This is a genomic window from Georgenia sp. AZ-5, assembly GCF_043952095.1.
GTDB lineage: Bacteria > Actinomycetota > Actinomycetes > Actinomycetales > Actinomycetaceae > Georgenia.
The window spans coordinates 60,377-73,340 of the sequence record NZ_JBINOU010000001.1 but is presented as its reverse complement, the minus strand read 5'-3'; the positions used below and the strand labels follow the sequence as shown (position 1 = coordinate 73,340).

13 protein-coding genes, 3 tRNA genes and 2 pseudogenes are annotated in these 12,964 nt (G+C 70.6%); 17 read left to right on the top strand and 1 reads right to left on the bottom strand.

The features are described from left to right. Positions 1-113: 113 nt before the first annotated feature. The 13 genes from ACF0H8_RS00425 (at position 114) to ACF0H8_RS00365 (ending at position 8,300) form a co-directional block, all read left to right on the top strand. A tRNA-Ser gene (locus ACF0H8_RS00425) sits at positions 114-198 on the top strand. 164 nt (positions 199-362) lie between these two features. After that, positions 363-451 (top strand) — tRNA-Ser (locus tag ACF0H8_RS00420). 516 nt (positions 452-967) lie between these two features. Then, complete coding sequence (locus ACF0H8_RS00415) at positions 968-2,110, top strand: hypothetical protein (RefSeq protein ID WP_395287023.1); 1,143 nt, start codon at positions 968-970, stop codon at positions 2,108-2,110. Positions 2,111-2,171: 61 nt separating this feature from the next. Then, positions 2,172-3,275, top strand: a complete 1,104-nt coding sequence (locus ACF0H8_RS00410; protein WP_395287022.1) for an SRPBCC family protein — start codon at positions 2,172-2,174, stop codon at positions 3,273-3,275. Further along, positions 3,272-3,685: a gas vesicle protein GvpJ gene (gene gvpJ / locus ACF0H8_RS00405; protein ID WP_395287021.1), complete on the top strand. Its 414-nt coding sequence runs from the start codon at positions 3,272-3,274 to the stop codon at positions 3,683-3,685. The genes ACF0H8_RS00410 and gvpJ (ACF0H8_RS00405) overlap by 4 nt, the downstream gene beginning before the upstream one ends. Next, positions 3,682-4,437, top strand: coding sequence for a GvpL/GvpF family gas vesicle protein (locus tag ACF0H8_RS00400; protein WP_395287020.1), 756 nt, complete (start codon positions 3,682-3,684; stop codon positions 4,435-4,437). The genes gvpJ (ACF0H8_RS00405) and ACF0H8_RS00400 overlap by 4 nt, the downstream gene beginning before the upstream one ends. A gap of 5 nt (positions 4,438-4,442) precedes the next feature. Then, on the top strand, positions 4,443-4,697 hold the full coding sequence (locus ACF0H8_RS00395; RefSeq protein ID WP_395290783.1) for a gas vesicle protein GvpG: 255 nt from the start codon (positions 4,443-4,445) through the stop codon (positions 4,695-4,697). Beyond that, a complete protein-coding gene (gene gvpO, locus ACF0H8_RS00390) occupies positions 4,694-5,527 on the top strand; it encodes a gas vesicle protein GvpO (protein WP_395287019.1) in 834 nt (277 codons plus the stop codon). Before ACF0H8_RS00395 ends, gvpO begins: the two co-directional genes overlap by 4 nt. A 64-nt stretch (positions 5,528-5,591) precedes the next feature. Further along, positions 5,592-6,080 (top strand): gas vesicle protein, encoded by a 489-nt coding sequence (locus ACF0H8_RS00385; protein WP_395287018.1) that lies wholly within the window; start codon positions 5,592-5,594, stop codon positions 6,078-6,080. Next, positions 6,073-7,038: a gas vesicle protein GvpJ gene (gene gvpJ, locus ACF0H8_RS00380; protein WP_395287017.1), complete on the top strand. Its 966-nt coding sequence runs from the start codon at positions 6,073-6,075 to the stop codon at positions 7,036-7,038. Before ACF0H8_RS00385 ends, gvpJ (ACF0H8_RS00380) begins: the two co-directional genes overlap by 8 nt. Next, the gene (gvpK, locus tag ACF0H8_RS00375) at positions 7,035-7,358 is read left to right on the top strand and encodes a gas vesicle protein GvpK (protein ID WP_395287016.1); all 324 of its coding nucleotides are present in this window, start codon (positions 7,035-7,037) and stop codon (positions 7,356-7,358) included. The genes gvpJ (ACF0H8_RS00380) and gvpK overlap by 4 nt, the downstream gene beginning before the upstream one ends. Then, entirely contained in the window at positions 7,355-8,155 is an 801-nt protein-coding gene (locus ACF0H8_RS00370) for a GvpL/GvpF family gas vesicle protein (RefSeq protein ID WP_395287015.1), read from the top strand. The genes gvpK and ACF0H8_RS00370 overlap by 4 nt, the downstream gene beginning before the upstream one ends. 72 nt (positions 8,156-8,227) lie before the next feature. Beyond that, positions 8,228-8,300, top strand: a tRNA-Arg gene (locus ACF0H8_RS00365). A 459-nt stretch (positions 8,301-8,759) separates the two neighbouring features. Here ACF0H8_RS00365 and ACF0H8_RS00360 read toward each other — a convergent pair. Then, positions 8,760-9,332, bottom strand: a pseudogene (locus ACF0H8_RS00360) (IS630 family transposase); the annotation flags it as partial. On the opposite strand from ACF0H8_RS00360, the pseudogene ACF0H8_RS00355 reads away from it, so the two are divergent. The 4 genes and pseudogenes from ACF0H8_RS00355 to ACF0H8_RS00340 all read left to right on the top strand — a co-directional run. Next, positions 9,331-9,603, top strand: a pseudogene (locus tag ACF0H8_RS00355) (IS630 family transposase); the annotation flags it as partial. The pseudogenes ACF0H8_RS00360 and ACF0H8_RS00355 sit on opposite strands and share 2 nt — an antisense overlap. A 475-nt stretch (positions 9,604-10,078) precedes the next feature. Beyond that, positions 10,079-11,107, top strand: coding sequence for a TRAP transporter substrate-binding protein (locus ACF0H8_RS00350; protein WP_395287014.1), 1,029 nt, complete (start codon positions 10,079-10,081; stop codon positions 11,105-11,107). A gap of 26 nt (positions 11,108-11,133) precedes the next feature. Then, positions 11,134-11,637 carry a TRAP transporter small permease gene (locus ACF0H8_RS00345; RefSeq protein ID WP_395287013.1) on the top strand — a complete coding sequence of 168 codons (504 nt, stop codon included), beginning with the start codon at positions 11,134-11,136 and terminating at the stop codon, positions 11,635-11,637. 12 nt (positions 11,638-11,649) lie between these two features. Continuing rightward, on the top strand, positions 11,650-12,954 hold the full coding sequence (locus ACF0H8_RS00340; RefSeq protein ID WP_395287012.1) for a TRAP transporter large permease: 1,305 nt from the start codon (positions 11,650-11,652) through the stop codon (positions 12,952-12,954). The last annotated feature ends 10 nt before the right edge of the window (positions 12,955-12,964 follow it).

Genomic DNA, 12,964 nt, shown 5'->3' with positions numbered 1-12,964 from the left:
CGCGGCGGCGGGCCTCCCGCGGCGCGCCCGGCCGACGGCGACGGACCGGCGATGGGGCGCCCGTAGACTGGACGGCGCTGTCACCACGGCCTGCGGACCGTGGCGCACGGCAGGGAGGGCTGACAGAGCGGCCGAATGTGACGGTCTTGAAAACCGTTGTGGGGCGACCCACCAAGGGTTCGAATCCCTTGCCCTCCGCGTGCGCGGCCCCGGCGGGCGAGGCTGTCCGGTGGCTGCGTCACAGGTGCCAAGCCAGGGACCGGCGCTCGTCACGAGGCTGGGGCGGATGCGCCGGGTGTCCATGGCGCAGGCGCCCGTTTTTGGCCAGGGCGACCGCGCCAGGTAACCTGTCCGATGGACTTGGAGACGTCGCATAGTCAGGTCTAGTGCGCGGCCCTGCTAAGGCCGTGACGGGGCAACCCGTCCGTGGGTTCAAATCCCACCGTCTCCGCTCTGTGATGTCGCAAGACATCCCGGACAGCCCGGACCCACGTTTGTGGGTCCGGGCTTTTCCGTTGTCGGGTGGTAGTCGCGTGTGGGGTCGAGGGTGAGCTCGCCCGCGGCTCGGGCAGGTGCGGGATGCGTGAGCGGCCGCCCAGCTGCAGGGGGCGATGCTGCCTGACGGCGTCTCGCCCGTGCCCGGCTGGCCGCCCGCCCACGCCGTCGTCTGCGGCTGGCCGCCCGCCCACGCCGTCGTCCGCGTCCAGCACCCCACTTCTCCGGCACCGAGCGCCGAGCCGGATCCGTTGATGATCCCGGCGATCCGGCTTCGGCGCACCATGGCTCCCCCTGGCCGAGCCTCGTCTGCGGATGCGTGCGGCCTGTAACTGCGGTGTCCTGGAGAAGACCTGATGAGGTGCGGCCGGTGCCAATCGACACTCGTCGCGCAGTGGTGAGGGGCCTGTGACATCCTGCACACGCGGGGTGGATGTGCTTGGCCGGAACCGTGGGGGGATAGGGATACGCGATGGATGACAAGCTCAAGCTCGCCGGTCTGCTCCTGGGCGGATACCTGCTCGGGCGGACCAAGAAGATGAAGCTGGCGCTCACGCTCGCCACCAGTGTCGGTGCGCGAAAACTGAGCGATAACCGTGAGGGCCTCACCTCGGCGCTGGGCTCGGTGCTCGAGTCGCCCGAGGTCAAGAGGCTCACGGAGGAGGTCACCGGGCGCCTCACCGAGGCGACCAGGGTCGCAGCGCTGGCCGCCGCGACGAGGGGTGTCGAGTCGCTCACCAGCAACCTGCAGGAGCGCACCGAGAAGCTCCAGGCGCCGCTGCGTGAGCAGGCCGCGGGTGCGGCCGAGACCGCCGAGGGCGCAACAGAAGGCGCCGGTGAGGCCGCCGAGGACGTGACGAAGGGTGCTGGCAAGGCGGCGCAAGGGGTCACCGAGGAGACGGCTGCGGTGCCTGGCCGGGTCAAGGGCGTGGCGCAGCAGGCAGCGGGCGTGGCGAAGCCGGCCGAGGAGGAAGAGGGCGCCGAGGCTGAGGCGGAGGGTGAGGAGCCCGCGGAGGAGTACGAAGAGGGGGAGCCGGAGGCCGAGGCCGGGGAGCCCGCCGAGGAGGAAGAGGGCGCCGAGCCTGAGGCGGAGGGTGAGGAGCCCGCGGAGGAGTACGAGGAAGAGAGCGAGCCGGAGGCCGAGGCCGAGGAGCCCGCCGAGGAGGAAGAGGGCGCTGAGCCCGAGGCCGAGGCTGAGGAGGAAGAGGGCGCCGAGGCTGAGGCGGAGGGTGAGGAGCCCGCGGAGGAGTACGAGGAAGAGGAGTACGAGGAAGAGGGCGAGCCGGAGGCCGAGGCCGAGGAGCCCGCCGAGGAGGAAGAGGGCGCGGAGCCCGAGGCCGAGGCCGAGGAGCCCGCCGAGGAGGAAGAGGCCGGCGAGCCCGAGGCCGAGGCTGAGGAGCCCGCCGAGGAAGAAGAGGCGGCGCCGGAGGCGGAGGCTGAGGAGCCGGCCGAGGAAGAAGCTGCCGAGCCTGCCGCCGAGGAGGCAGAGCCGGAGCCCGAGCCGAAGCCCGCACCCAAGCCCAAGGCGGCCAAGGCGGCGCCGAAGAAGAAGCCGGCGAGCGGCGGCAAGAAGGCGGCCCCCAAGCGCATGGCGCCCACCAGGCCCGCCCCGTGAGCAGGCGCTGACGGCAACGAGGTCACGGTCGACGGATCGGCGAAGGTGAAGGAGCAGCTTGATGGAAAGCAAGACGGCTCAGGAGTCAGGAACCAGCACGGGAAAGTTGCCGATCGACGCGCTGAAGGGGTCCGCCGGCGGCTTCGCCAGGGCGCTCGGCGGCCGTGCCGTCGACAAGCTCACGGACCGCGTCGGGGGCGTCGCCGATCGCCTCACCGCCTATGCCAGCGGGGAGAAGGCCCCGAGCGCGGGTGAGGGCGAGCAGGGTGGCGACGGCGACGGCGTCTCCGCCAAGGCGGCGGCGGCCGGCAAGGCCGCCGAGAAGATGGCCGAGGGTGAGTCCCCGGTCAAGGCCGGCCTCAGCGCCGCCGCGACCGGCGTCAAGGAGAAGGTCAAGGGCGTCTTCGGTGGCGGCGGCAAGGGCAAGGGCAAGGGCGGCAAGAAGTTCAAGTTCAACAACTTCGTCGAGAGCTTCGACGTCGGCGTACCCGTCGAGGTGGCGTACAACCAGTGGACCGAGTACGACCGCTGGCCCGACTTCATGAAGAAGCTCGAGCACGCCGAGCTCAACAAGGACGACGGCAAGGTCAAGTTCAAGGGGCAGGTCTTCTGGTCCCACCGCGAGTGGGAGACCTCCATCAAGGAGCAGGTGCCCTACAAGCGCATCGTGTGGGACTCCACCGGGCGCAAGGGGCACATCAGCGGCGCCGTGACCTTCCAGCCGCTGGGCGAGGAGCTGACCCGCATCGCGGTCATCCTCGAGTACCACCCGCAGGGCCTCATGGAGAAGACGGCGAACATCTGGCGCGCCGCCAACCGCCGGATGCGGCTGGAGCTGAAGTTCTGGCAGCGGTACGTGATGACCCAGGCGGTGCTCCATCCGGAGGACCTCGAGGGGTACCACGCCGAGATCCACGACAAGGAGATCGTGCGTACGCACGAGGACGTCCTCGAGGAGGAGGAGCGGGCCCGGGCCGAGGAGGAAGAGGCCGAGGCCGGCGACGAGTACGAGGAGGAGCCCGAGGAGGCCGGGGCCGAGGGGGAGGAGTATGCCGAGGGCGAGGCAGAGGAGGGCGAGCCCGAGGAGGAGTACGAAGAGGGCGAGGCAGAGGAGGGCGAGGCCGAGGAAGAGGCGGAGCCCCAGCCGGCTAGGAGGACCCGGTGAGCGTCACGACCACGCGTGGCCGCGGCGGCTACGTCGACCGGCCGCAGGGCGGCTCCCTCGCGGACGTCGTCGCCCTGATCCTGGACAAGGGCCTCGTCATCGACGCGTTCGTCCGGGTGTCCCTGGTCGGCATCGAGATCCTGACCGTCGACGCCCGGATCGTCATCGCCAGCGTCGACACGTTCCTCCGGTTCGCCGAGGCGACGAACCGTCTGGACCTCCAGGCCCAGGGCGGCAAGGACCTGCCCGAGCTGGTCGAAGGAATGACCAACGCGGGGGCCCGCGGCAAGACCGGCGGCGTTCTCTCCGGGGCGAAGGAGGCCCTGACGAGCCGGCGGTCCGGCGACGAGGACCAGGGCGGCGAGGAGGACAGGACGCGCCGTCGCAGCGCGGACAAGGCGTCCTCATGACAGCCGCTGACCCCGGCGCGACCGAGCTCAACCAGTACGTCTACGGCATCGTCCCGGCCGACGCCCAGGTGCCCGCCGACCTCAACGGGCTCGGCGGGCACCCGGTGCGCCTGGAACCGATGGGCCACGTCGGCGTGCTGGTCTCCGACCTGCCCGAGCCCGAGGTCGTCGGGCTCCCCGACGAGATGCGCGCGCACGCACTCGTCCTCGACACCGTGGCCGCGGCGTGCCCGGTGCTGCCGATGAGGTTCGCGACCGTCGTCCCCGACGTCGACGTGCTCCGCGAGGAGGTCCTGCCCGAGCACGAGGACCGGTACGTCGAGGACCTCCGGCGGCTCTCGGACGCGGTGCAGTTCACGCTGCAGGTGCGCTACGTCCAGGAAGCCGTCATCGCGGAGCTGGTGGCCGAGCAGCCCGAGATCCGCGAGCTCCGCGAGTCCACGGCGGGCAAGCCCGAGGACGCGTCCTACTACGACAGGATCCGGCTCGGCGAGCTGGTCGTGCGCGGGTTCGAGGAGAAGCGCTCGACGGACGCGGCCGCCATCACTGCGGACCTGACCCGCTACGCCGAGGAGCTGCGACCCCGGGAGGCCGGGCAGGTCGACGACGTCCTCGAGGCCGCCGTGCTGGTCAGGCGGAACGAGATCACCAGCTTCGAGGACGCCGTCGAGGACGTCGCGGCCCGGATGAAGGACCGCGCCACGTTCCGGCTCGTGGGTCCCCAGGCCCCGTACGACTTCGTGGAGGCGTGAGCGGCATGGGGCTCCTCTGGAACATCTTGTCGCTCCCGCTGGCACCCGTGCGTGGCACCGTCTGGGTGGCAGAACAGGTGCGCGACGAGGCAGAGCGGCAGTACTACGACGCCGGCACGATCCGCCGGGAGCTCGACGCCGTGGCCCGTGCGCGGGAGTCCGGCGAGCTCACCGGCGACGAGGCCGCCGCCCGCGAGGAGCAGCTCATCGCCAGGCTCCTCGAGGCGAACCGCAGGAGCCGGGAAGGAGGGCAACGATGAGCGAGTCGGACACCGGGACGCGGGAGCGTCCGCGGCGCGAGGGCGCCCAGCCGGCCAAGCGCACGGAAGGTGGCCAGCAGAAGCGCCGCCCGGCCGAGGAGCGGCCGAAGGGCACGGGCTCCAAGCCGGCGCGCAGGCCGGCCGAGCACTCCGAGCGGGGCGAGGCCCGGGCGGCGTCGTCCGGGCAGGGCGAGCGTCCCGAGCACGGGGACCCCCACGAGCGTCGGGAGGGAGCCGGGAGGAACGACGCCGGGGACCGGCCGGCCCCGCGCCGGCCCGCAACCGCGGAGGACGGCAAGCAGGCAGCCGGCGGCGCGGAGCGGTCGGAGCGCGGCAAGGAGCAGGCGGACGGCGGCGAGGAGCAGCCGGACCGCGGCAGGAAGCCGTCGGACGGCGGCAGGGAGCCGTCGAGCGGCGGCAGGGAGCCGTCGGACGAAAGCACCCAGGGGCGCCAGGAAGGCAGGACCACCACGGAGGACGAGCAGGGACGCGAGCAGAGCCCGCAGGACGGCGGAAGGACCTCCTCGTCGGAGGCGTCGCCGCCGGACGGGAAGCGCGAGGAGCGCCCGCCCCGCCTGACCGCACGCCGGGCCGCGGCGGCGGCGGTGGAGCAGCTCGCGGAGCTCACCAACCGCCGCATCGAGGCCGTGGTGGGCGTCGAGCGCGACGACAACGGCTGGGCCGTCGGCCTGGAGGTCCTCGAGGACCCGCACGTGCCGAGCACGGCCGACATCATGGCCGAGTACCGGATCGAGCTCGACGAGGAGGGGGAGCTCGTCTCCTACAGGCGCGGCACGCGGTACGTGCGCGGACAGGTCCGGGACGAGTGAGGGAACGCGCCGGGACGGGCCGCGCCGGCAGTCCGGTGAAGGACGCAGAGGAAGGTCGTCAGGCATGAGCGTGGTCAGCGGGCGTGGCGGGGCGATGGAACCGCAGCGGGACCGCGACGGCTCGCTCGTGCACGTCATCGAGACGCTCCTCGACAAGGGCCTGGTGCTCAACGCCGACATCATGGTCTCGGTCGCGGGCGTAGAGCTGCTCGGCATCCGCATCCGCGCCGCGCTGGCGTCCTTCGACACCGCGGCGAAGTACGGGCTGGAGTTCCCGGCGGGCACCAACACGGAGACGGTCGCGTGGCGCAACGCCATCGAGCCGAAGGAGACCTGCCCGAGCTGCGGCAAGACGGCCCCCACCGCCCAGCTCCTGGACGAGTACTGCCCGTGGTGCGGGTGGCAGAGCGCGCGGGCCGTCCGCGCCCGGGAGGAGCGCGGGCAGGTCGAGGCTGGTGAGCAGGGCGAGGTCACCGAGGCCAGGTCCGGGGACGACCGGTCACGGGCCGGCGCCGCGGCGAAGCGTCGGGAGGCCGCCGGGTCCGATGAGTGAGCAGGGTGGCGCAGTCACCGCTCCGCAGGCCGGGCTCCAGCCCACGCGCGACCTCCGCGCCACGCTGCCCGACCTGCTCGAGGTGCTGCTCAACAAGGGCGTCTACCTCGATCTGGACCTCATCATCACCGTCGCGGACATTCCCCTCATCGGCGTGAACCTGCGGGCCACCATCGCGGGCATCGAGACGATGCTCGAGTACGGGATGATGCGCAGCTGGGACGAGCAGACCCGCGCCTGGGTGCGCCGGTCGATCTCCCGGCACGTGCCCCTGGCCGACGGCGAGGAGATCGTGGCGCGGATGGCGGGCGGGCACCTGCAGGAGGAGCCGTACCGCACCTGGCGCCCCGGCACCGTCTACCTGACGACGCGGCGGCTGATCGCCTACCGGCGGGACCCGCAGGAGATCCTGTGGCAGTCGCCGCTCGAGGACATCACCGCGCTCGACCTGCGCACCGAGCGCAGCATCGGCGGCGAGGACCGGGCGCGGCTGCACGTGACCACCCCGGCCGGCGAGACGGTCCTCTCCGCCGCGGCCCCGGAGCGGCTGCGGGAGCTGCTCCGCGAGCAGGGCGTGGGCGACGCCGGCTCCCGGGCCGCCGTCGTCGAGACGAGGCGCCGGCCGCTCGCGGAGGGGCACGTGTGGTACCTGGAGGAACGGGCCGGCGGCGCGCTGTGGCGGGGCGGCGCCGCCACGCTGGACGAGGCCGACGGCCTGACGTGGCAGGGTCCGCTCGACTCCCGGCCCGCCGTCCGGCTGCGCCCGCAGGCGCTCACCGCCGTCGACGTCGAGGCGGGACGCACGCCGGTCGGCCACTCCGACGTGCTCGTCGTACGGTCCCGCTCGGGCGACGTGCGGCTGGCGACCCACGACACGGCCCACTGGCTGGGCCGGCTCCGACGCATGGCGGGCGGCGGCCCGGAGGGGCAGCCGCCGGAACCGGGAGGTGCAGGATGACCCTCAAGATCGACGAGCAGAGCCTGAAGAACGGCGTGCTCACGCTGGTGATCACGCTCGTCGAGGTGATCGAGGAGGCCCTGGAGAGCCAGGCCATCCGGCGCCTCGAGGGCGGTGAGCTGACCGAGGAGGAGCAGGAGCGGCTCGGGCAGGCGCTGCTGGAGCTGGACGAGGCGCTGGACCAGATCAAGCGCGACCACGGGCTGACGACCTCGGTGGCGGACCTGCGCCGGGGCCTCGACGACGTCGTCGACGAGGTGGTGGACAAGCTGGTGAATCCGGCGAGGTGGGCCGAGGAGGTCAGGAAAGAGGGAATGTGACGGCCGAGAGTCTCTACGTGTACGCGATCGTGCCCGCCGCGACGACCGGCGAGCTCGGCACCGGCATCGACCGCACCTCGCTGGAGCTGGTGCCCTCCGGTGACGTGGCGGCGGTGGTCCACCGGCACTCCGGCGCCCCGTACGAGGGCGCGGACGACGACGTCAAGCGGTGGGTGCTCGAGCACGGCGACGTCATCGAGCGGGCCTGGGAGCGCGCGGGCACGGTCCTGCCGGTCAGCTTCAACGTCCTCGTCGCCGCCGCCGAGGATGCCTCCGCGCAGCAGCGGCTCCAGGAGTGGCTCGCCCGCGGCGCGGCCGCGCTGGGGGAGCGGCTGGACCGGCTTCGCGACCGCGTGGAGCTGCGGGTCGAGATCGCGTTGGACCCGCACGTGCTGGCCGAGCAGCACCCGGACGCCCAGAACCTGCTCGCCGACATGGACGGCCGGCCGGCCGGCGTCCAGCGCCTGCTACGCAAGAAGCTCGACCAGCTCGAGCGGGACATCGCCGACAGGGTCGCCGACGACCTCTACCCCGAGTACCGTCGCCGCCTCGCGGTTATCTCGGACGAGCTCACCGAGAACCGCAGCGCCCGGACCGAGCCGGGCACCGTCGCGGTGCTGACCGTGGCCGTCCTGGTGCGGCGCGAGAACATGGAGAGGGTGGGGCTCGAGCTCGCGGCCATCCAGCAGGAGCAGCCCGCGGCGCGCATCCGCTACCTGGGCCCGTGGCCCCCGTACTCCTTCGCGGAGGTACCGGCGATGACCCCGGAGGCCGACCCGTCTGTGGGGGCACCGTGACCACCCTCACGCCTCCCGAATTGGATCGGGTCTGCCGGGCACGGTAGAGTCGAAGACGGCCCGAGCGGCCACGCGCCCGTAGCTCAATGGATAGAGCATCTGACTACGGATCAGAAGGTTGGGGGTTCGAGTCCCTCCGGGCGCACAGCGAGGCCCTGACCAGCGGAAACGCGGGTCAGGGCCCCTCGTTCTTCTCGCAACGCACCGTTTGCTCATCGCTTTTGGTCTCGATCTGCTGCGGACTCGGGCGCTCGCGGGCGTCGAGCCCCTCGGATTGGGGTCGGGGGAATGTAGTTACTTCCCGGTGTTGGCACCAACCGGTCCCCGCGCGCCTTCTTGCGGCGCTTGCGGCGTGCGTGCCGCTCTCGCGGTGTGGGGCCTGGGCCGGGGCGAGCGGCTAGGTCAGCACCTGGGTCAGGGCTCTTCCGTTCGTGGTCGACGACGAGTTCGGCGGGCGGGCGGTTGACGAGTGAGAGGTGCGGGGGGCATGGCCGCAGTCGACGTCGACCACGACGTCAGCGGCGAGCCCGATGCCGAGGGTGAGAAAGCCAGGACAGACGGGCCAACGGCGATTGGCACTCAGGTGCGGCGTGGGCGTGCGCCTCTAGTGGCCCGTGTTTGAAGTGGTCTGACGGTTCGCCTTCTTGAGGATCTCTTCTGCGGTCTTGGTCCAGACGAATGGGTGGCAGCGGTCGTTCCAGCCGTCGATGAAGGCGCGGATCTTGGCGTCGAGGTCCTTGACGGAGGCGAAGCTGCCGCGGTGGATGGCCTGGCGCTCGATGATGCCGAACCAGACCTCGACGAGGTTGAGCCAGGAGCCGGCGGTCGGGGTGAAGTGGACGTGGATGCGCGGGTGCTGCTCGAGCCAGGCGCGGACCTCGGCCTTGTTGTGGGTGGCGTAGTTGTCCAGCACCAGGTGCAGCTCGCGCCCGGTCCCGTCGTCGGGATAGGCGCGAGCTACCTGTTTGAGGAAGGCCAGGAACTCGGTGTGGCGGTGGCGTGGCTTGCACGCCGCGGTGACCTTCCCGGTCGCGATCTCCAGGGCCGCGAACAGCGTCGAGGTCCCGTGCCGGACGTAGTCGTGGGTACGCCGCTCCGGCAGCCCGGGCTGCATGGGCAACATCGGGGCGGTCCGGTCCAGCGCCTGGATCTGGGACTTCTCGTCCACGCACAGCACGGGTCGGCCGCGGAGCGTCGACCACCGCCGGGTCGTGGCGGTGACGCTGGCGCCGCCGCCGAAGAAGTACGGCGTGACGCACTGGCCGTCCCGGTTGCTGGCCCGTCACCTCGGCGTCGGCAACGCTACGGTCGCCCGGGCCTGGCGGGAGTACGGGGTGCAGCCGTGGCGCGAGGAGACCTTCAAGTTCTCGACCGATCCCGAGCTGGTCGCCAAGGTCACCGACGTGGTGGGGCTGTATCTCGCGCCGCCGGAGAACGCGATGTGCCTCCCTCCCGGCGTGCCCTGGGCCACGGACGGTGAGGGGAGGGTGGATTACCTGCACGCCGCAGGTCAGGGCCTCGCGTCGATGTCGTCCCGCCGTGCCAGCCCGAGGTCGCCTCCTTCGAGGCGCATGGCAAACGGTCGGAGACCCTCATCGTCGAGGGGGCTTGGCCTCAGCGGTGGAACTACACGAGATTCAGTGCGCAGATTTGGGGAGATCCCTCTGCGCGCACTGACAGGGGGCTCGTGCAAGCGGAGAGCCACTTGACATCGCCTCCGGCCTCCGCCATAGTTCCGTGCCACGGAACATCGTTCCGGCAGCAGGACCTCACAATGATGTTGACAGTCCCAGCACGGGCAGGTCGACCCGGGTACGGATACGCCCAGCGCGCACCCGTCTCCGAGCGCTACGACGCGCGCGGGCCGCACCACCGGTGCGACGAGCGAGCTCACCGAAGGTGGGCGAAGAGAAGGAAGCACACATGCGACGGAACAAGGTCGTTTCGATCCTGGCCACGGTCACCCCCGCAACCCTCGTCCTCGCCGCCTGCGGCTCGGGGAGCGGCGAGGAGGGAGGCGCCGGCGTCAACGAGGACAGCGCGAAGGTCTTCAAGGTGGCCTTCAACCAGACGGAGACCCACCCGCAGTACAAGGCTGTCGACGAGATGGGCGACCGGATCTCCGAGCGCACCGAGGGCCGCTACGACTTGCAGGTCTACCCCAACGAGACCCTCGGCACGCAGAAGGACACCCTGGAGCTGGTGCAGGCCGGCTCCATCGAGATGGCGATGGTGGCGGGCTCGCTGCTGGAGAACATCAACCCCGACTTCGTCGTCTTCAACCTGCCGTACACGTTCGACTCCCAGGAGCACCAGCGCAAGACGGTCAACGACCCGGAGATCACGGGTGAGCTGTTCGCCTCCATGGAGGACTCCGGGGTCCGGGTGCTCGTCGGCTTCCACGGCGGCGTGCGCAGCGTCTACAACGGCGAGAAGCCGATCGAGACGCCCGAGGACCTGGCAGGCATGAAGATCCGCGTCATCGAGTCCGACACCAACCTGCGGATGATGGAACTGATGGGCGGTACCGGAACGCCCATGGGGCAGGGCGAGGTCTACACCGCCATCCAGTCCGGCGTCATCGACGGCGGCGAGAACAACGAGTCGATCTACGCCAACCTCAAGCACGCCGAGATCGCGCCCTACTACTCCTACACGCGCCACCTGATGTTCCCGGACTACCTGGTCGTCAACCCCGCCGTAATGGACGGCATGTCCGAGGAGGACCGGGCCGTGTTCACCGAGGAGCTTGCGGCCGCCATCGACGCCGAGGCGGGGTACTGGGGCGAGGAGGTCGAGAAGTCCGTCGCCGCGGCGAAGGAGGCCGGAGCGCAGTTCAACGAGGTCGACGCCGACGCCTTCCGTGCCGCCCTCACGCCGTTGATCGAGGAATCGCTCACTACCGACACGCAGAAGGCCCTCTACGAGGCCGTCCGCGCCGGCGCCGAGTGACCTGCCGAACCGGAGAGGTCCCGGCCATGAGAAAAGTGAAAGAGACGCTCGACAGCGTGCTGACCTGGTTCTGCGTGGTGCTGTTCGGAGTCCTCGTCCTCGACGTGACGTGGCAGGTGTTCACCCGCCTTGTCCTGGACCAGCCCAGCGGGTGGTCCGAAGAACTCGCGAAGTATCTCTTCATCTGGCTGGGCCTTTTCGGTGCGGCGCTGGTCTTCGGTGAGCGCGGCCACATCGCCGTCGACTTCGTGATATCGAAGTTCCCCGACGGCCTCGCCCGGGTGGTCGCGCTCGCCATGCAGTTCGCGATCCTCGCCTTCGCGGTACTCGTCCTGGTCTATGGCGGATGGCGGGTCTCCCAGCTGACCTGGAACCAGAACCTCACTGGCCTGCCCGTCAACGTCGGCTGGCTCTACCTGGCCCTGCCGGTCTCCGGCGTGCTGGTGGCCTTCTACACCCTCTACCACCTGGTGGCGATCTCCACCCGCGCCGAGAGCGCGGTCGAGGACGTCGAGCCGGACGTCATCTAGGAGGCGAACACCATGGACGTCGCAACTCTCGCCGGTACCGTGCTGGTCGTCGGCATCGCGGTCCTCATGCTGCTCGGCGCACCGATCTCTGTCGCCGTGGGACTGTCGTCGGCCCTCGCGGCCGTTTCCGCCCTCGGGTTCGAGAACGGCCTGCTCACCTCGGCGCAGCAGATGTTCCGGGGGATCAACAGCTTCTCCCTGCTGGCCATCCCGTTCTTCGTGCTCGCAGGCGTGATCATGAACAACGGCGGCATCGCCCTGCGGCTCATCAACGCCGCTAAGGTCCTGGTCGGCCGCATGCCGGGCTCCCTCGCCCAGACGAACGTCGCCGCGAACGCGCTCTTCGGCGCCGTCTCGGGCTCCGCCGTCGCCGCGGTCGCCGCGGTGGGCTCGACCATGGCGCCGATGCAGGCGAAGGAGGGGTACGACCGCAACTTCGCCGCGGCCACGAACATTGCCTCCGCCCCGGCCGGGATGCTCATCCCGCCGAGCAACCTGATGATCGTCTACTCGCTGGTCTCTTCGACCTCGATCGCGACACTCTTCGTGGCCGGGTACGCGCCAGGCATCCTCTGGGCGGTGGTCTGCATGCTGATCGTGCACCTGTACTCACGCAAGAGGTCCCAGCTACGCGTTGCCGACCAGCCGAACTGGGCCATGCGCGCGCGAATCATCCTCGACGCCGTCCCCGCGCTGCTGCTCATCGTCGTGGTGATCGGCGGCATCCTCGCCGGCTACTTCACCCCGACCGAGGGCTCCTGCGTCGCGGTGGTCTACTCCCTGGTGCTGTCGTTCCTCTACCGCGCCATCAAGGTCCGGGACCTCAAGGGCATCCTCTACACCGCCACGGTCACCACGTCGGTCGTGATGTTCCTCATCGGCGTCTCGACGATCATGTCCTGGGTCATGTCCTTCGCCGGCATCCCGGCGATGGTCGCCGACACGATGTTCGCGCTCACTGACAACACCACGGTGCTGCTCATCCTGATCCTCGTAGCCACCCTGGTCATCGGCTGCTTCATGGACCCCACGCCCGCGGTGCTGATCTTCGTGCCGATCTTTCTGCCCATCGTCTCCAGCTTCGGGATGGACCCCATCCACTTCGGCATGGTGATGATCCTCGCCCTCAGCATCGGCACTATCACCCCACCCGTCGGCCCCGTGCTGTTCGTCGGGGCGAAGGTCTCCGACCGCCGAATCGAGGACGTCATCCGAAACCTTGTTCCGTACTTCGTCGCCCTCGTCGTCCTACTCGTCATCGTCGCCTTCGTGCCGCAGCTCTCGCTGTGGCTCCCCGGCCTGATCGGCCTCCTCTGACCTCTCCCGG